Origin of the sequence: Spirosoma oryzae, assembly GCF_003002825.1 — a bacterium.
GTDB lineage: Bacteria > Bacteroidota > Bacteroidia > Cytophagales > Spirosomataceae > Spirosoma > Spirosoma oryzae.
The window spans coordinates 41,697-60,106 of record NZ_PVTE01000002.1 but is presented as its reverse complement, the minus strand read 5'-3'; the positions used below and the strand labels follow the sequence as shown (position 1 = coordinate 60,106).

Genomic DNA, 18,410 nt, shown 5'->3' with positions numbered 1-18,410 from the left:
CCCGCTTCAATGGACTTATCAGCACTTACCGCTATCTCTCCCGTCGACGGGCGCTACCGTCGTCAGGTTGAGACCTTGGCTCCTTATTTTTCCGAATTTGGCCTGATTCATTACCGCGTCAGGATCGAGATTGAGTATTTCATCGCCCTGTGTGAGTGGCCGATTCCGCAGCTTGATGGCGTTACGGCCGATCAGTTTCCGGCGCTTCGGGCCATTTACGAACAGTTTTCTGAAGCCGATGCGCAGCGCATCAAAGACATCGAGAAAACGACCAATCACGACGTCAAGGCGGTTGAGTATTTCATCAAGGAAAAGCTGAAAGGGTCGCCCGTTGAGCCGTACCTGGAGTTTGTTCACTTCGGTCTGACGTCGCAGGATATCAACAACACGGCTATTCCGTTGTCGTTGGCTGAAGCACGGTCGATGGAGATCGAACCGCTCTATCGGCAGGTCTATCAGCGATTGCAGCAGCTTGCCGACCAATGGGACGCTATCCCGATGCTGGCCCGCACACACGGGCAGCCAGCGTCGCCAACCCGGCTGGGTAAAGAGATTCGCGTGTTCGTTGAGCGCATCGAGAAGCAGCTTCACTTACTGAGTGACATTCCGACGGCGGCTAAGTTCGGTGGGGCAACGGGTAATTTCAACGCGCATGCTGTTGCTTATCCGCACGAAGACTGGAAGCAATTCGGCAATCAGTTCGTCGAAAAGCTGGGTATGGTTCGTAGTCAGTTCACGACGCAGATTGAACATTACGACATGCTGGCGGCTCTGCTCGACGCATTCCGGCGGCTAAATACTATCCTGATCGACCTTGACCGCGACATGTGGACGTACGTGTCGATGAATTACTTCAAACAGAAACTGAAAGAAGGAGAAGTCGGCTCATCGGCGATGCCGCACAAGGTGAACCCCATCGACTTCGAAAACTCGGAAGGTAATCTGGGAATTGCCAACGCGCTGTTTGAACATCTATCAGGTAAACTGCCTATCTCGCGGCTTCAGCGCGATCTGACCGATTCGACAGTGCTTCGCAGTATTGGCGTTCCCTTTGCGCACTCGGTCATCGCGCTTAAATCGCTGCTTAAGGGGCTCGATAAACTGGAACTGAATCAGGCGGCTATCAATGCCGATCTGGAAGATAACTGGGCTGTCGTGGCCGAAGCCATTCAAACGATTCTCCGTCGGGAAGGCTATCCGCAACCTTACGAAGCGCTGAAAGCGCTGACACGCACCAATACAAAAATTACCGCTGATACAATTCGTCAGTTTGTCGATGAACTGAACGTATCCGACGCCGTAAAAACCGAACTGCGCGCCATCACGCCGTTTACATATACAGGTTTGTAATCGGTTTTCGGTTTACAGTATTCGGTGTATCGCCCCGTCGGACCACCGAATACTGTAGACCGAAAACTGTAAACCGACTACCCGTTCGACAACTCCGTTGCCCGCTGTTGGGCGGCTTTGATACCGGTGACGAGTGTTTCGGCGAGGTCGCCCTGTTCGAAGGCACGCAGAGCCGCTTCCGTAGTACCACCCTTCGACGCCACCGCTTTAATCAGATCGTCCAGCGATTTATCGGCCGTGTTGATAAGGTGGTAGGCTCCCAGCATGGTCTGCTTCACCAATAACGACGATACGGCATCGTCAAAACCCATCTGCCGACCAGCGTCGACCATAGCTTTTACCACGTAGTAGAAATAAGCCGGGCCGCTACCGCTTAGTGCCGTAACCGCGTCGAGCATCGCTTCGTCTTCCAGAAAAATCGACCGTCCTGTCGCGTTGATGAGGTTTTCGACCCGGCGCAGGCTCGTCATATCGACTTCTTTCGCGGCTGTAAAACCGGTAATACCCATGCCCAGCATAGCAGGCGTGTTCGGCATGGCCCGCACGACGAGCTTGTGGTTCAACTTGTCCTGAATCTGACCAATTGGAATACCGGCCATGATGGACAGAATCATCTGATTGGGCTGAATAACATCGCGCAGTGCTTCGTGGACGCTATTGAAATCCTGTGGCTTGACCGACAGAATAATCAGATCGACTTCCCCGACGCGGGGGCCGATCGTATCAACGACTACGCCCGCTTTTTCCTGCTTCAGACTAGCCGACCGGTCGGCGCTTTTTTCGATAAGCAGCAGGTTTTCGGTTGATACCAGGTTGTATTGTAAAAACGACTTGGCGAACGCCATGCCCATGTTGCCACAACCGACAATTGCGATTCTCATAAAAGTAATGGGGGTAAAGAATGTCGTAACGGACTTGTCGATGAAGCAGTGCCGGTTGCGCAGGGCAGGCGGCACGAAAAAGGGTCAGGCTGTTAGACCTGACCCGGCAAAAATACGAAAGACGTTGCGGCTATTTCAACACTTCGTCGAGCTTGGCTTCGAGCGCGTCGCCCCGCAGGTTTTTGGCAATGATCTTTCCTTCCTTGTCCAACAGGAACGTCGCCGGAATGGCCTGAACACCGTACTGCTGAGCCGCTGCCGATTGCCAGAATTTCAGATCCGACACGTGGGTCCAGGGTAGGTTGTCGTTACGAATGGCGCGTTCCCACTCGCCTTTGGTACGATCGAGCGATACGCTGTAGATCGTAAAACCTTTGTCTTTGAACTTGTTGTACATCCGCACGACGTTCGGATTCTCGGCCCGGCAGGGACCGCACCAACTCGCCCAGAAGTCGACCAGTACGTAATTGCCCCGCAGTGATGACAGGGCCACTGCCTTGCCTGTCGTGTCGTTGAGGGCAATGTCGGGAGCTACCGAGCCGACCATAACGCCCTTGATGCGCGTTACCCGGCCGATCAGCGCCTGTGCGTGCGGACTGTTCGGATTGTCTTTTTTGAACCGCTCCGCCAGTTGATCGTAGGTGTCGAAGTCCGTATCGATATTGATGAAGTTGAGCGCAAACAGCGACGCCAGGGAAGTGCCCATTTCAGGCAGCATCGCTTTCACTTTACTGACGACGTCGGCTTCAGCTTTCTGATACTCTTCCTCAATCTGCGTGATTCGCTTGGTATCCTTTTTCTCGGTGGCGGCTGCAATCTGCTTGTTCCAGGTGGCTACGCGCGACTCCATGCTGTTACGAAGCGTCATCAGCTTGTCGTAATACTCCATGTTTTTGGAGCCGGTAATGGTTGCCTTACCCACCTCACCAGTCTTGGCGTTCATCTTGAACCCGTCGGCAACGACATTGAGCGTTTCCCCCCCTTCGACCAGCAGGGCCATTTTTTGATTGCCACCAACGTTCAGGACCAGTACTTCACCGCCGTCGGCTACGTTGCTTTTCAGCGAGAAGGCGTTACTGTTGTCGACTTTGGCGGAGTCGATTTTGCGGGTTGGCTGTCCGTTGGTTTCCAGATACACATAGCTGCCCGGCGTTGCCCGTTTAACAGTGCCGGTGACCGTAAAAGGCTTCGTTCCCTGTGCCAGTGCGGCAACGGAAGTCAACAGGCCTACGACTAAAACTATCGTTCGTTTCATGCTTACTGTAACGTCTTAACGACGAGTTGGTTGACTAATTTAGGATCGGCTGAGCCTTTCGACTTTTTCATCACTTCGCCGACGAACATACCGAGCAGGTTCTTTTTACCTTTCCGGTATTGCTCCACCTTATCGGGCCATTCGGCTAATACGCTCTCTACCAACGTTTGCAGCGCGTCGGTATTGCGGTTCTGAATCAATCCGTGCTGCTGGGCCAAGTCGGCGGGGCTGGTTTCCAGGTTCGTGAGCATTAGCGTAAACACCTGCTGCGCTGCCGTTTGGCTGACAGTTTCGTTCAGCACCAGACCAATGAGGGCTGCGAGCTGCGAAGCGGATACCGGAAATTGCCGGTCGCGCAGGGTTTTCTCGTTGAGATGCCCTTTGACAGGCCCCATGATCCAATTCGACACCGCTTTGTAAGCCGCCGGACTAATTTTGTCAGTAGGCAGGGCGGCACAGGTTTCCTCGTAGTAATCGGCCAGTTCCTTCGCGTCCGTCAGTAGTGTTGCGTCGTAGGCGGGCAGGCCGTAGTGATCGGTGAATCGAGCTAACCGGGCCGACGGTAGCATGGGCATGGCCGCTTCAATGTCGGCCAGCCAGGCATCGGAAATGACAACTGGTGCCAGATCGGGGTCGGGGAAATACCGGTAGTCGTTCATCGTTTCTTTCTCACGCATACCCGCACTCAAACCCGTGCTGGCGTCGAAGGTGCGGGTTTCCTGAATGAGCGTGCCGCCCGCTTCGGTGACATCGATCTGCCGCTGAATCTCGCTGTCGACAGCCCGCATGACGTTACGGATCGAGTTCAGGTTCTTGACTTCAACCTTCGTACCGAGGTAAGTCGCGCCCACCGGCCGAATCGACACGTTGACGTCACACCGTAACGAGCCCTCTTCCATGTTCCCGTCGCAGATGTCGAGGTAGCGTACCAGCCGCCGGACTTCGGTCAGGTATTGCCCCGCTTCATCGGCAGTACGTATACATGGCTCCGTTACCATTTCGATCAATGGCGTGCCCGCCCGGTTGTAGTCGAGCTGCGTGGTCCAGTCGCTGCCGTCGTGAATCGATTTACCCGCATCCTCCTCTAAATGAATGTGATGCAGCTGAATTTCAGTTTGGTACGATTCGCCCGTGACTGGATCTTTCGCCGTGATGGGTACGGTGCCGCCAACGCAGATCGGCCCTTTATCCTGCGACAGCTGATAGCCCTTTGGCAGATCAGGGTAGAAATAGTTTTTCCGCGCAAACACATTGTGCCGTGTGATCTCGCTACCGACCGCCAGCCCGATTCGAACGGCGTATTCAACGGCCTGTCGATTGGCTTTGGGCAGGGTGCCGGGGTGGCCCAGGGTAATTACGCTAACGTGCGTATTGGGTTCACCGCCGAAAGCGTTGGTGTCAGCTGCAAACATCTTACTGTGTGTAAGTAGCTGGCAATGAACTTCCAGGCCGATAACGGCTTCGTAGCGGGTCTGAACATCGGAGGAACGGGGCGTGTCGGCAACCATGGCATTAAAAATCGTTTAGACAAAGGTAAGCCGAAAAAGCGGTACGGTGCGCCCAAGGCCGTCTGTACGTCAATATGGGTGAACAGACGCTCTTATCGAATCGAGCAGGCTATCGGTAGAGAGGTAAACAGCAACCATTCGGTGACCACTTATACAATTCTTTGCCAACATCTGGGTAAACACTGGGTTAGGGAGAAATTAACCAAGTTAACTACTAGATTTTATGGTCTTATTTCTACGCACCCGCTACCTGTGGTGCTTACTCTGCATGTGCCATGCACTATGCCTCAGGCCCGGGTATGCCCAGACACCCGCAATTAGCCCATCGACTACCGCGCAACGTACCCTTTCCGGGCGCGTCACGACGACCACTGGTGAAGCGCTACCCGGTGTAACAATCGTTCAGAAAGGAACAACGCAGGGCACGACAACCGACGTCAACGGCAACTTTCAGCTATCCGTCGGCAATCAGAATGCAACGCTGACGGTTAGCTACATCGGCTACGTTACACAGCAAGTGCCTGTTGGCTCGCAGACGTCGTTTACCATCCAGCTCAAAGAAGATGCCCAGGCGCTCAGCGAAGTGGTCGTCGTTGGGTACGGCACGCAAAAACGGGCGACCCTGACCGGCGCGGTAGCTGAAGTGTCGGGCCGCGACCTGGTGCAAAGTCCACAACCGAACCTGGCGAACTCGCTTGTTGGCCGAACGCCGGGGCTGATTGCCTTGAACCGGTCCGGTGAGCCGGGTCGGGACGGGTCTCAGTTTTTTATTCGGGGCCGATCAACATTAGGTGACCCGAACCCGCTTATCGTTATCGACGGGGTGGCGAACCGGCTGGGTGGGCTGGACCGACTCGATCCTAATGAGATTGAAAGCGTATCGGTGCTGAAAGACGCGTCGGCGTCGATTTACGGGGCGCAGGCGGCCAACGGCGTTATTCTGGTGACGACAAGGCGCGGTACCAAGGGCAAACCGCAGATTACCTATAATTTCAACCAGGGATTCTCGACACCGACGCGTCTACCGAAAATGGCTGATGCGGCTACCTATGCCCAGATTCTGAACGAGATCCAATACTATTCAAATCCGGGTAGAGGACTGAACCAGCGATACACCGACGAACAGATTCAGAAATTTCGCGACGGTTCGGACCCGCTCAATTACCCCAATACAAACTGGTTACAGACGGTGCTGCGTTCGGCAGCTCCACAGCATCGGCATACGCTCGGTATCAGTGGAGGAAACGATGACATCCGCTATCTGGTGTCATTCGGGAATCTGTTTCAGGATGGTATCTACAAAAACGGGACGGCCAAGTATAACCAATACAGCCTGCGTGCTAACGTCGACGCGAACGTGGGCAAAAATCTGACAGTGGGCGTCGACATAAACGGGCGGCAGGAAGATCGAAACTACCCGCTCGACTCCGCCGGCCGTATTTTCCGGTACGCGTTGCGGGCCTATCCAACGCTGGTGGCGGTTTATCCTAACGGGCTGCCGGGGTCGGGTACCGATCAGGGCCGAAATCCGGTACTACAGGTTACCGATGCGCTTGGCTATCAGCGCGACCGGCGCGGCTACATCAATGCAACCGTTCGTCTGCGGGAAAACCTGCCGTTCCTGCCCGGTTTTTCCGTCGATGGCTTCGCTGCCCTTGATAAGTTGTATCAGTTCAACAAGCAGTGGTCGATTCCCTGGACGACGTACAATTACAACGCCACTACCGGACAGTATGCGTCACAAGTCAACCCGCCCAGTGTGCCCGGTTTGTTACAGGGGCAGACAAACGTGACACAGATCACGCTTAACGCCCGCGTCAACTACGACCGCACGTTCGGGCCGAACAAGTTGTCGGCTTTTCTGGCGTACGAGCAGAGCACGTACAACAGTACCCTGTTTACGGCCTACCGCAGCAGCTTCGTCAGCACCAGTATTGCCGATTTTTACGCGGGTAGTGAAAGCGACCGGGTGAGCGGGCAACCGTTTGCATCGGCGCGGCAGAACTACTTCGGACGGGTACAGTACAATCTTAAGGATCGCTACCTGGCCGAATTTCAGGGTCGTTACGATGGATCGCAGAATTTTGCCAGCAATCAGCGATTCGGCTTCTTTCCTGCCTTGCTGCTGGGCTGGCGCATTTCTGATGAACCCTGGTTCAAAACGTCGGGTACGGCATTCGTCAACAGTTTGAAGATGCGGGCGTCGTACGGTTTGCTGGGTAACGACCGGATTGCGCAGTTTCAGTATCTGGCGTCGTACGTATTCGATCCCGGCTATATCCTGGGCGATTCCCCCGTGCGGCAACCCGGCCTGACAGCGAGCACGGAACCGAACCCGAACGTGACCTGGGAGAAAGCACAGACGGCTAATATCGCGATTGACGGCGTTTTATTCGACGGCAAGCTGAACGTGACGTTCGACTATTTCAACACGCTGCGTAACGACATACTGATTCGGCGTAATGTATCGGTGCCCGACTATACCGGCCTGGTACTGCCCAACGAAAATCTGGGTCGACTCACGAACAAGGGCTTCGACTTTCAGATTACCCACAACAATACCTACGGACCGATCAATGTGTCGGTTGGGACCAACTTCACCTACGCTCGTAACCGGGTGCAGTTTCTGGATGAGGTGTCGGGCCTGCCGACCTATCAGCAGCAGACGGGCCAGTCGATCAGTGATCCCAGTTACGGTGGGTTGCTTTACCGTAGTCAGGGCATTTTCCGGACGCAGGCTGAGGTCGACGCCTATCCGCATGTGCTGGGGGCCGGTCCGGGCGATATTAAGCTGGAAGACGTGGATGGTAATGGCGTAATAGACGCGAACGACCGTATCCGGCCTCGCTACAGCAACGTTCCCGAAATCGTCTACGGCGTACCGATCAACCTGATCTGGCGCGGTATCGACCTGAACATTCTGGTGCAGGGGCAGGCGCATGTGTCGCAGTACCTGCTGCTCGAATCGGGATCGACGGGTAATTTCTTCGCGCAGGATGCCGCCAACCGCTGGAGCCCCACCAATCCCGATGGTACGTTTCCGCGTGTGTCGAGCGAGATGTTGAACAGCGTCAATGGCGTCTATCAAAACACATACTGGCTGAAAAATGCGGCTTTCACCCGGCTGAAAAACGTACAGATCGGCTACAATCTGCCGAAGACGTTGCTCGATAAATTTAAGATCCAGTCGCTGCGTGTCTATGCCAGCGGCTTCAACCTGTTGACGTTCGATCAACTCAAGACGATCGACCCCGAAGGTGGCTCAGCGCAGGGCTGGTTTTACCCACAGCAGCGCGTTTATAATCTCGGCCTTAGCGCACGATTCTAATAATGACTGAATGATGGATTGACGGAATGGTTGAATAAAAGCTTAAGCCAGCCCATTCTGTCTGTTGATCATCTACGCTGTCATTCGATCACTCAATAAGTTAGCTATGAAATCGCTCTTTCTCTCATTCATTCTTTCGCTCTTTTTATTCTCCTGCTCGCATGACCTGTTGGACAAAGCACCTGTCGATCGTATCAGCGAGGACGCTGTCTGGACCGATGCTGCGCTGGTGCAGACGTTTGTCAACTCGAAATACCGCGATCTGAGTTTTGGCTTCAACTGGAACGGCGATGAACTCATGTGGGCGTCGGCATCCGACGAATCGCTTTTCAGCCACGATTACGGAATGTGGGCCATCAACAAAGGCGAGCTGACCCCAGCGAATCTGGCTATTCTGAGCAGTGGACCGACGGAGTACAACGGCAACATGAATCCCTGGAGCAAGAACTACCGCTACATCCGCGACAGTAATATCTTTTTCGGGAAGATTGCATCTGTGCCGATGGACTCAACATTACGCCGGCAGCTAACCGGGGAGATGACGTTTCTACGTGCATTCCGCTACTTCGATCTGGTCCGCAACTACGGTGGTGTCCCGTTGATTACGCAGTCGTTTGGGCTGGGCGATGACTATGCCGCTACCCGTCGGGCAACGCTTGATGAAAGCATAAACTTCGTGGTTAGCGAGGCTGATAAAGCAGCTGCTTTACTGCCGGTTTCGTACACGGGTGCGGACGTTGGGCGGGCTACAAAAGGCGCTGCACTGGCGCTGAAAGCCCGAATGCTACTGTATGCAGCCTCGCCACTGTATGCGTCGTCAACGAGTACGGCCCGCTGGCAGGCAGCCGCACAGGCTGCGCAGGCTGTACTTGACCTGAACGCGTACCAACTGTATCCCAACTATCAGCAGTTGTTTTTAATAGCCAACAACAGCGAAGTGATCTTTAACCGGATTGAAGCGCAGCAGGGCGATAGCTTCCTGAATCTGGAGCGGTGGAACGGTCCGAACGGATACGGTGGCTGGGGCGGCAATGTACCTACACAAACGCTGGTCGATGCCTACGAGACACTGGACGGCCGCTCTATAACGGACGCTAGCTCTGGCTACGATGCGCAGAACCCCTATGCCAATCGCGATCCCCGACTAGCTGCTACCGTGCTCTACAACGGCTTACCGTACCGGGGGCGGGCGCTGGAAACGTTTCGGCCGGGTGGACTGGATAGCCCCGACGGACCAGAGTCGTTCAACACCTCACCGACGGGGTATTACCTGCGCAAGTTTATTACTGAGTCGCGCGACTTGGGCTCGGCTACGGGCAGTCAAGCACCCTGGATTTATTTTCGGCTGGGAGAGGTGTTGCTGAATTATGCGGAAGCGCAGAACGAAGCCGCCGGTCCTGACGCGAGTGTCTATACGGCCATCAACCGGATACGGGCGCGTGCGTCGATGCCTGCCCTGCCCGCTGGATTGTCACAGGCGCAGATGCGCGATCGAATTCGACACGAACGGCAGGTTGAACTGGCCTATGAAGAGCATCGCTACTACGACGTTCGTCGGTGGAAAATAGCGGGTACAACCGAGAATTTGCCGGTACGTGGCGCTGCTATCACAAAGGATGCCTCCGGGAAACTGCAGTTTGCCTATCCTTCCGTGCAGGAACGGCGATTCAACGAGCGAAACTACTTCCTGCCGATACCGCTCAAGGAAACGCAGGCCAATCCTGCCCTAACACAGAATGCGGGTTATTGATTGAGTCAATCGTTCTCCCTCTTTACTCTTTTATGGTTTTATCTAGCGTTGCAAGCAGGTTCTTTCACCCCTAAATCCCTTGAAGGCAGGGCTGTCAAGTACTTAAATTAATGCTGACATTAGCCAAATTCCCTTCGGTCCATCTACCCCACAGCCCCCTAAAGGGGGAGTTGTTTCTTCGCGGAACGCTCCCCCTTTAGGGGGCTGGGGGGTAGATGGTCTAGAACTTAACAGTCTGCTCTTCAAGAGGATTTAGGGGTGGATAGATCCCCAAAATAGCGTCGCAGTAGGAGGGAGAACGATTAATCCTTCGTGAATAAAGCTGGCTTGTCGCGGTGCGTACGGTAGGCTAGCCAGATAACAACGGCCATCGTGATACTAAACCAGATGAACGGTAGCCGAAGGTCGAGTGCTGACAGTGCCCCGAACAATAGCGTCGTAACCAGACTGGCGAATCCCTGCATCCCCTGTACCAGGCCAAACAGGGTTCCCCGGTCAGCCTCTTCAGTACGCTCGGCGATCAACCCTTCCACAATACCCGAAATCAGGCCAATGCTCAGACAGTCGATGGCCACTAACCCGTACAGAACCAGCGTCGACGTACCTACCAGACTGTAACCGATCAGCACGGGTACGCCCAGTATGGCAAACCACAGTACGGTTTTTGTTTGATTAAGCCGATCAGTCAGGAAGCGGTAGAAGACAAACGACGTGATGACGCTGAATCCACCGTAGTAAATGAAAAAGTAGGAAATCGCTTTCGTGCCGAATTGTAACGGTCCCAGCGCCAGATATGTGACGAAATACGTGTAATATCCCTGCGTTAGCGCCAATACCGTTCGGGTCAGGACCAGCGTTTGAAGACCCGGTCGCTCGGCTTCTTTCTCGACAAGCTGCCGCCACAACGCAACCGGATTGATTGATTCAAAAATCGTTTGCTTCAGCTTACTCCGATCTAATTCTTCCTTCTTGGGGCAGGTTTCGCCGATTAACAGGCTGGTACCAATGTTGAGCACCGACAATCCCAATGCTATGTAGATGATGTAATTGGTTTGTTCTTTCTCGGGAATCGTGAAAATTGTCAGCAACCCGCCCGCTACCATTGGCCCCAGGACGTTCCCCAACGACACGATAGTGCCCTGAATACCTAAATTTTTGACGAGGTTTTCCTTCGGCGATACATCGGTAATGGCGGATCGTACCGTCGCAAACATGCCATTCGTTAACCCATCACTAACGCGATTAACTAATAGTAGACCAGCTTTTACGGGAAGCAGCAATAGATTGGCAAGCGCCGTACCGACACTCGATACAATCAGGATAGGCCGGCGACCAACGGCATCCGCTAGTTTTCCCAACAGCGGACCAGAAAAGAGTTGAAGCCCCAGGAATAAGGCCGTAGCCCCTGATAGCCACAGTTCGGGATGTGATCGACCGGCAACGAATTGGGGCATTACGGGCGAGATAGCCGCTCCGACTACTACATCAATTAAAACGAGCGCGTAAATCAGCAGCAACTGACGATTCTTGACCATGAACAGTCAAGAGAGCGATTAGCCGTAATGTTCAGACAATCAGGTAAATCGTCTGCGAATTTAATGCTATATCACCCGGAGCCGGTACTTCAGGTACGTTTGTGCCAGTAGAATGATTTTCTGTGGGTTCGGTACCCGTATACGTTGATTGCTGATTGTAGTCGCTGATAACCGTTTTATCTTCCGGAATAGCGTCAGATAGTAGGTATACGCCAGATAGACGCCCATGCGCGCGCCGGCCGGCAGCTTTAGAATACCTTTCAGCGCATCGTCGAAGTCGTGCTGTATATCTGCTTCGATCTGCTGCTTGGCTTTTTGGCCGAACGCCTGAAAGTCGACGCCGGGAAAATAGGTGCGCCCCCGATCGGCAAAATCGCTTTTAAGGTCACGCAAAAAGTTTACCTTCTGAAAGGCAGCCCCCAGCTTGCGGGCTGACTCACGCAGTCGATCGTATTCAGCACAGTCGCCTTCGCAGAACACGCGCAGGCACATCAGCCCTACCACTTCCGCCGATCCATATATGTATTCGTTATAACCATCCGCGTCATACTGCTGATTATACAGATCCATTTCCATGCTGTGCAGGAACGCATCGATCAGCGGCCGGTCGATGTTGTACTGCCGAACGACTAGTTGAAACGAATGCAGCACCGGATTCAGGCTAATTCCTTCTTCAATCGCCTGATAGGTATCGTGCCGGAATCGGTCGAGCAGCGTTTTCTTATCGTAATCGTGAAAGGTATCGACAATCTCATCGGCGTAGCGCACGAAGCCGTAGATGGCATATATAGGCAAATGAAACTTACGATCGAGCGTTTTGATGCCCAGCGTGAATGAGGTACTATATCGCTCCGTGACGAGTTTGCTGCATTCAAGGGCGGTGTTGTTAAACAGGGCCATCATAGGCGTCATGGAGTGGGGTTAGGCGTTTTTTGGCAAGTGAGGTGTAAATTAACTGAATTCTTTGGCAACCTCGTCGGCGACGACCAGTCCCGAAATAAGCGACGGCGGAACGCCTGGCCCTGGAACGGTCAGTTGGCCGGTATAGAACAGATTGTTTACCCGTTTGTTCTTCAGCGATGGCTTCAGCAGGGCCGTTTGCTTCAGCGTATTGGCCAAGCCATACGCATTACCACGAAACGCGTTGTAATCCTGCTTGAAGTCGGTATGGGCGTAACTGCGTTTGAAGACAATGTGATTGCGAATGTCGGTACCCGTATACGTTTCGAGCCGATCCATGAGCATGGTAAAGTAGCGTTCACGCGTTTCCTCATCATCAGCCAGGTCAGGTGCCACCGGAATCAGCAGAAATAGATTCTCGTAACCTGCCGGGGCAACACTGGGATCAGTTTTCGACGGAGCCGATGCGTAGAAGAGGGGTTTCGTTGGCCAGCGGGGCGTTTCGTAGATCTCCTGAGCGTGCAGCTTGAAGTCCTCGTCGAAGAACAGGTTGTGGTGCTGTAACTTGGGAATACGCTTGTTGACGCCCAGATAAAACAGAAGTGAGGAAGGGGCCATCACGCGGCTTTTCCAGTAAGCATCGTCATAGTTGCGGGTACCATCCGTCAGTAGCGCGCTGTCAACGTGCTGATAATCCGCTCCGGCAACAACGACGTCCGTTTCGAAAACGCCCTTGTCTGTTACAATCCGTTTCGCTTGCCGATTAGTAACCTCGATCGACTGTACGGTTTGATTCAGCAGAATCTTAACGCCTTTTTCTTCCGCCAGACTAACCATGGCTTTCACGATTTCGTGCATGCCCCCCATCGGATACCAGGTACCCAGCGCCATTTCGGCATAATTCATCAGACTGTACATGGCTGGTGTGTTCTCCGGCGTAGCCCCCAGAAACAGTACTGGAAATTCAACGATTTCAAGTAAGCGGGGATGCTGGAAATACTTACGGGCATGGCTCGCCAATGATTGAAAAATATCCAGTCGCGCTACGTCGGCTAGTAGCTTCAGACTGATAAATTCTGTGAGCGAACGGCTCGGCTTCCACACGAATTTGTGCATGCCAACCTCGTATTTATAGGCAGCCTGTTCCAGAAATGACCGCAGGCGGGGGCCACTGCCCGGCTCGAACTGGTCAAACAGCGTAGCTAAATTGTCGAGACCAGCAGGGAGATCAACGGCTTCCTCAGGTCCGAAAATGACTTTATAGGAAGGATCGAGTCGGACTAGATTGTAGTAATCGGCGGTTTTCTTACCGAATCGTTCGAAATACGTGTCGAATACGTCGGGCATCCAGTACCAGCTTGGCCCCATGTCGAACGTAAAGCCATCGGCCTGGAAAACGCGGGCCCGGCCACCGGCCATACTGTTTTTTTCAAGAATCGTAACGTCGTATCCTTTTTGAGCCAGCGAGGTAGCGGCTGCCAGTCCGGCGAAGCCGGCACCAATGACGAGAATGCGTTTGGGCATTAGGAGGAAGTAAAAAACCGACTGAATGTCGGTTATGCAACTGTTTGGAACAAAAAAAAGTTGGACGGAACTCCATCCAACTTTTCGAACCTTCCTCTTTTTTAACCAAAAACTACTCAATCAATATTACTTAGACGACGTTTCGTCAAAAAGTATCGCTTACGCGTTGTAATGTGCATAAACTTTTAATTGATCTTTTAATTCTTTGCGGGCAATGTGAATCCGGTTCTTAACGGTACCGATGGGTATATCGAGCTTTGCTGCGATCTCATGGTACTTAAAACCCCGGAAGTGCATCATGAACGGCGTACGATACGTGTCGTCAAGTCCGTTCACAGCCCGGTTGATATCTTCCTGTGCAAACGAAGAGTAAGCCATGTTGTCCGTGCTGCTCTCCGTCGAGTTGATATAATGTAGGTTGTCCGTTGTGTCGATGAATGTGTTTTTACGAACCATCCGTTGATAGTTGGTAATGAACGTATTTTTCATGATGGTGTACAACCATGCTTTCAGGTTTGTACCATCTGTGTATTTATCACGATTCGTAAACGCCTTCAGCAGTGTATCCTGCAACAGGTCGTTTGCGTCTTCTACATCTTTCGTCAGCCGAAGGGCAAAAGGGCGCAACGACTTGGATACTTTACCGATGTGATAGGTGAATTCGAGCGCGGTCATGATCTATGTCTGTTTTTCTGTTGAATGCTAGTTGTCTACGGTTTTGCAAAAAGTTGACCAGCAATGCCACTCCCTTTGTTACGGCTCTGTTAATCGGTTGTATGTGTTTGTTATACAGGTATTTATAAAAATAGTTGACTTGTGCCAAAAAAAAATCAAACAAAAACGCTCGAAAATAGTGTAGAAGAATTTTCCCCAATGTGTGGATGTGTGGTGTGGAACGCTGTTTAAGATAATCAGCGCACTGTTAAACAAAAAGTCTCTATTTGTTGGAAATAATCATATAGATAATTGATAAAAAACAAAAAAGCCCCACATTGGCCTAAATGTGGGGAACCGTGTAATGCATGTATGTGCCACAAGGGTCACTTACTGATGACAACGGGTCAAAATCAGACAAGGCCCTCCCGTAACAGATCGTGTAAATGAACGAAGCCGACCACTGTCTCGCCTTCCGCTACAATCAACTGGGTTATGTTTCGCTCCTGCATTATCTGGAGCGCCGAAACCGCGAACTCGTCGGGGGGAACGCAAACGGGTGCCGGTGTCATAACGTCACGGGCGTGCAGGTCGAGAAAGGAGTCATGTTCGTACGCCATACGCCGAATGTCACCGTCGGTGATGATCCCACGAAGTTTGTTGTCTGCGTCAACAACAGCCGTAGCCCCCAGGCGATTTGCTGAAATAGAGAAAATAACTTCCTTGACGGCAGTCTCCGGTGACACACGGGGGCACTGGTTGTGGGGAAAGATATCAGCCACCTTCAAATAAAGCTTTTTACCAAGTGATCCGCCCGGATGGTATCGGGCAAAATCGCTGCGGGTAAAGTCGCGGGCTTCCAGCAGCGCTACGGCCAGCGCATCGCCTAGTGCCAAAGCCACCGTCGTACTGGTTGTCGGGGCGAGGTCAAGTGGATCAGCTTCGCAGGCACAGTAAGCGTGCAGAATATAGTCGGACTGACGGGCCAGATAGGAGTCCCGATCGCTCACCATCGCTACGAGGGGGACTGTGATGCGCCGAAGCAGCGGAACCAGCACCTTTATCTCGGCCGTGTTACCGCTCTTTGAGAGAATCAGGGCCACGTCGTTTGCCTGAAGCATACCGAGGTCGCCGTGGATGGCGTCGGCTGCGTGCATGAATAAAGCCGGGGTACCGGTTGAATTTAGCGTTGCAACGATCTTCTGACCGATCAGTGCGCTCTTTCCCACACCACTGACGACGACCCGGCCGGTGGCAGTTAAAATCGTTTGCACGACAGCTACAAACTGGTCGTCCAGCAGGTCGACTGCCTGACGAATGGCATCGGCTTCAGCCAGCATCACCGCCTGTGCCGTGTTTTTGGGATTTTTTAGTACTTTCAACGGTCGTTATCGCGATGAAGAATAGTTTGCTCTGTATATTCGCTATCAGTAGAAGCAAAGATACGCAAGCGAATTAGCGTAAAGTAACTTTTGTACGATTTGTAGAATGATGCAGGTTGATCAGACAGTCTATACGACTCTCAAAGAACGCCTAAAGGAAATTTTTGGCTACAATCAGTTCCGGGGCGATCAGGAAGCGATTATCCATAGCATCCTGTCCGGGTATAATACATTCGTGATTATGCCGACCGGAGCCGGCAAATCACTCTGCTATCAACTGCCTGCTATTGTTAGCGAGGGCACTGCGGTGGTTATTTCACCGCTGATTGCCCTGATGAAAAATCAGGTAGACCAGCTAAACGCCTTCGGTATCAACGCGCAATTTTTGAATTCGACGCTGTCGAAAACGGAAATGAACCGTGTCAAACGCGATACGCTGAACGGTACATTGAAGCTGTTATACATCGCGCCGGAGTCGCTGACGAAAGAAGAAAATTTGGATTTTTTAAAGAAAGCCAATATTTCGTTTGTCGCTATCGACGAAGCACACTGTATCTCGGAGTGGGGGCATGACTTCCGGCCGGAATACCGAAAAATTCGGGGCATCGTCGATAACATCGGTAATCTCCCCGTTATCGCGCTGACGGCTACCGCTACGCCGAAAGTGCAGCAGGATATTCAGAAAAACCTCCAGATGGAGGATGCTCACCTTTATAAAACGTCGTTTAATCGAAAGAATCTTTACTACGAAATCAAGCCGAAGGTTGACGCCAAGAAGCAGCTCATTAAATACGTCAAACAGCACAAAGGCAAGTCCGGTATCATTTACTGCCTGAGCCGTAAAACGGTTGAAGAAATTGCCGAGTTGTTGAGCGTAAATGACGTAAAGGCGCTGCCGTACCATGCCGGCCTGGACCCGCAAACCCGGATGCACAATCAGGACGCGTTTCTGAATGAAGACGTCGATGTCGTCTGTGCGACAATTGCCTTCGGGATGGGTATCGATAAACCCGACGTTCGGTTTGTTATCCACTACGATGCCCCCAAGTCGCTTGAAGGGTACTATCAGGAAACCGGTCGGGCCGGACGCGATGGGCTGGAAGGTAACTGCGTGATGTTCTACAGCTACGACGACATTCAGAAGCTGGAGAAATTCAATAAAGATAAGTCGGTAACGGAGCGGGATAACGCCAAACACCTGCTGGGTGAGATGGTATCGTACGCCAACCTGGGTGTATGCCGTCGTCGGCAGTTGCTGGGTTATTTCGGGGAATACATGGAGAAAGACTGTGGTTTCTGCGATAACTGTGTCAAGCCCGCGCCGACGTTTAAAGTGCAAAACGAGGTGGTACTGGCGCTGCAAACCGTTCTGCAAACCGATCAGCGCTTCGACGTTACGCACCTGAGCGACGTACTGACGGCAACGTCGAACCAGTACGTAACCAGTTACGAGCACAATCGGCTCGACGTGTATGGTAAGGGTCGTGAGTTCAACGAGACAGCTGAGTTCTGGTGTTCCCTCATCAAACAGATAACGATCTACGGGTATCTGGAAAAGGATGTCGATAACTACGGCATTCTAAAGCTGACGCAGCGGGGTATGAATTACATCGAGGACCCGTATCCGCTGACGCTACACAAAAACCACGATTACGACCACCTGCCGACCGACGAAGACGAGGATAAAGATGCTGCGCCAACGTCGGGTGGGGCCGCTTACGATCAGGAGTTGCTGGGTTTGCTGAAAGCCCTGCGCAAGAAGGTGGCCAAGGAGAAAAACCTGCCCCCGTACGTTATTTTCCAGGACCCGTCGATGGAAGAGATGGCCACGACCTATCCCACGACGCGGGAGGAAATGGCGCAAATCAATGGTGTCGGGCTGGGCAAAGTGCAGAAGTTCGGGCGACCGTTTATCGAACTGATCGCCAAGTACGTCGAAGACAACGACATTGAAACCGCGAAAGACGTCGTTATCAAGTCGACTGTCAACAAATCAAAAGTCAAGATTTACATCATTCAGCAGATTGACCGGAAGGTCGACCTCGACGAGATTGCCGAATCGAAGTCGCTACAGATGGAAGATCTGATGGAAGAAATCGAACACATCTGTTACTCTGGTACGCGGCTCAACCTCGATTACTACATCAACCAAGTGATGGACGAGGACCGGCAGGACGAGATTTTTGATTATTTCATGCAAGCCGAAACCGACAACATTGCCGTGGCAATGGAGCAGTTCGGTGGCGACGATTTTACCGAGCAGGATCTGCGTCTGATGCGCATCAAATTCCTGTCGGAAGTAGCTAACTAAGTCAATTGGGGCGGTTGCCGCAACGGACTAAT

Annotated in this window: 12 protein-coding genes; 4 read left to right on the top strand and 8 right to left on the bottom strand. The window is 52.7% G+C overall.

Annotated elements, in window-relative coordinates; genetic code table 11:
* The first annotated feature begins 9 nt into the window (after nt 1-9).
* Nucleotides 10-1,350 (top strand): adenylosuccinate lyase, encoded by a 1,341-nt coding sequence (gene purB, locus CLV58_RS02355; RefSeq protein WP_106136172.1) that lies wholly within the window; start codon nt 10-12, stop codon nt 1,348-1,350.
* Between the two features lie 77 nt (nt 1,351-1,427).
* On the opposite strand, the gene proC is transcribed toward purB, so the two are convergent.
* From proC to gatB, 3 genes are all read right to left on the bottom strand, one after another.
* Nucleotides 1,428-2,231 carry a pyrroline-5-carboxylate reductase gene (gene proC / locus CLV58_RS02350; protein WP_106136447.1) on the bottom strand — a complete coding sequence of 268 codons (804 nt, stop codon included), beginning with the start codon at nt 2,229-2,231 and terminating at the stop codon, nt 1,428-1,430.
* A gap of 130 nt (nt 2,232-2,361) precedes the next feature.
* Nucleotides 2,362-3,486 carry a TlpA disulfide reductase family protein gene (locus CLV58_RS02345; RefSeq protein ID WP_106136171.1) on the bottom strand — a complete coding sequence of 375 codons (1,125 nt, stop codon included), beginning with the start codon at nt 3,484-3,486 and terminating at the stop codon, nt 2,362-2,364.
* A gap of 2 nt (nt 3,487-3,488) precedes the next feature.
* Nucleotides 3,489-4,994, bottom strand: a complete 1,506-nt coding sequence (gene gatB, locus CLV58_RS02340) for an Asp-tRNA(Asn)/Glu-tRNA(Gln) amidotransferase subunit GatB (RefSeq protein ID WP_106136170.1) — start codon at nt 4,992-4,994, stop codon at nt 3,489-3,491.
* 223 nt (nt 4,995-5,217) lie between these two features.
* Between gatB and CLV58_RS02335 the strand changes: the two genes are divergently transcribed.
* The gene (locus CLV58_RS02335) at nt 5,218-8,322 is read left to right on the top strand and encodes a SusC/RagA family TonB-linked outer membrane protein (RefSeq protein ID WP_106136169.1); all 3,105 of its coding nucleotides are present in this window, start codon (nt 5,218-5,220) and stop codon (nt 8,320-8,322) included.
* Nucleotides 8,323-8,428: 106 nt separating this feature from the next.
* Nucleotides 8,429-10,072 (top strand): RagB/SusD family nutrient uptake outer membrane protein, encoded by a 1,644-nt coding sequence (locus tag CLV58_RS02330; RefSeq protein WP_106136168.1) that lies wholly within the window; start codon nt 8,429-8,431, stop codon nt 10,070-10,072.
* Between the two features lie 302 nt (nt 10,073-10,374).
* Here CLV58_RS02330 and CLV58_RS02325 read toward each other — a convergent pair whose 3' ends face one another.
* The 5 genes from CLV58_RS02325 to CLV58_RS02305 form a co-directional block, all read right to left on the bottom strand.
* Nucleotides 10,375-11,607, bottom strand: coding sequence for an MFS transporter (locus CLV58_RS02325; RefSeq protein WP_106136167.1), 1,233 nt, complete (start codon nt 11,605-11,607; stop codon nt 10,375-10,377).
* A 66-nt stretch (nt 11,608-11,673) separates the two neighbouring features.
* Entirely contained in the window at nt 11,674-12,510 is an 837-nt protein-coding gene (locus CLV58_RS02320; RefSeq protein ID WP_106136166.1) for a phytoene/squalene synthase family protein, read from the bottom strand.
* 48 nt (nt 12,511-12,558) lie between these two features.
* On the bottom strand, nt 12,559-14,031 hold the full coding sequence (locus CLV58_RS02315; RefSeq protein ID WP_106136165.1) for a phytoene desaturase family protein: 1,473 nt from the start codon (nt 14,029-14,031) through the stop codon (nt 12,559-12,561).
* Between the two features lie 159 nt (nt 14,032-14,190).
* Nucleotides 14,191-14,706, bottom strand: coding sequence for an RNA polymerase sigma factor (locus tag CLV58_RS02310; protein WP_106136164.1), 516 nt, complete (start codon nt 14,704-14,706; stop codon nt 14,191-14,193).
* Between the two features lie 392 nt (nt 14,707-15,098).
* Nucleotides 15,099-16,067: a KpsF/GutQ family sugar-phosphate isomerase gene (locus tag CLV58_RS02305; RefSeq protein ID WP_106136163.1), complete on the bottom strand. Its 969-nt coding sequence runs from the start codon at nt 16,065-16,067 to the stop codon at nt 15,099-15,101.
* A gap of 106 nt (nt 16,068-16,173) precedes the next feature.
* On the opposite strand from CLV58_RS02305, the gene recQ reads away from it, so the two are divergent.
* A complete protein-coding gene (gene recQ / locus CLV58_RS02300) occupies nt 16,174-18,378 on the top strand; it encodes a DNA helicase RecQ (RefSeq protein ID WP_106136162.1) in 2,205 nt (734 codons plus the stop codon).
* Nucleotides 18,379-18,410: the final 32 nt, after the last annotated feature.

Bases quoted from the DNA above. Each gene is read 5' to 3' on its own strand.
- purB (WP_106136172.1), top strand. From the start codon at position 10: ATGGACTTATCAGCACTTACCGCTATCTCTCCCGTCGACGGGCGCTAC.
- proC (WP_106136447.1), bottom strand. From the start codon at position 2,231: ATGAGAATCGCAATTGTCGGTTGTGGCAACATGGGCATGGCGTTCGCC.
- CLV58_RS02345 (WP_106136171.1), bottom strand. From the start codon at position 3,486: ATGAAACGAACGATAGTTTTAGTCGTAGGCCTGTTGACTTCCGTTGCC.
- gatB (WP_106136170.1), bottom strand. From the start codon at position 4,994: ATGGTTGCCGACACGCCCCGTTCCTCCGATGTTCAGACCCGCTACGAA.
- CLV58_RS02335 (WP_106136169.1), top strand. From the start codon at position 5,218: ATGGTCTTATTTCTACGCACCCGCTACCTGTGGTGCTTACTCTGCATG.
- CLV58_RS02330 (WP_106136168.1), top strand. From the start codon at position 8,429: ATGAAATCGCTCTTTCTCTCATTCATTCTTTCGCTCTTTTTATTCTCC.
- CLV58_RS02325 (WP_106136167.1), bottom strand. From the start codon at position 11,607: ATGGTCAAGAATCGTCAGTTGCTGCTGATTTACGCGCTCGTTTTAATT.
- CLV58_RS02320 (WP_106136166.1), bottom strand. From the start codon at position 12,510: ATGATGGCCCTGTTTAACAACACCGCCCTTGAATGCAGCAAACTCGTC.
- CLV58_RS02315 (WP_106136165.1), bottom strand. From the start codon at position 14,031: ATGCCCAAACGCATTCTCGTCATTGGTGCCGGCTTCGCCGGACTGGCA.
- CLV58_RS02310 (WP_106136164.1), bottom strand. From the start codon at position 14,706: ATGACCGCGCTCGAATTCACCTATCACATCGGTAAAGTATCCAAGTCG.
- recQ (WP_106136162.1), top strand. From the start codon at position 16,174: ATGATGCAGGTTGATCAGACAGTCTATACGACTCTCAAAGAACGCCTA.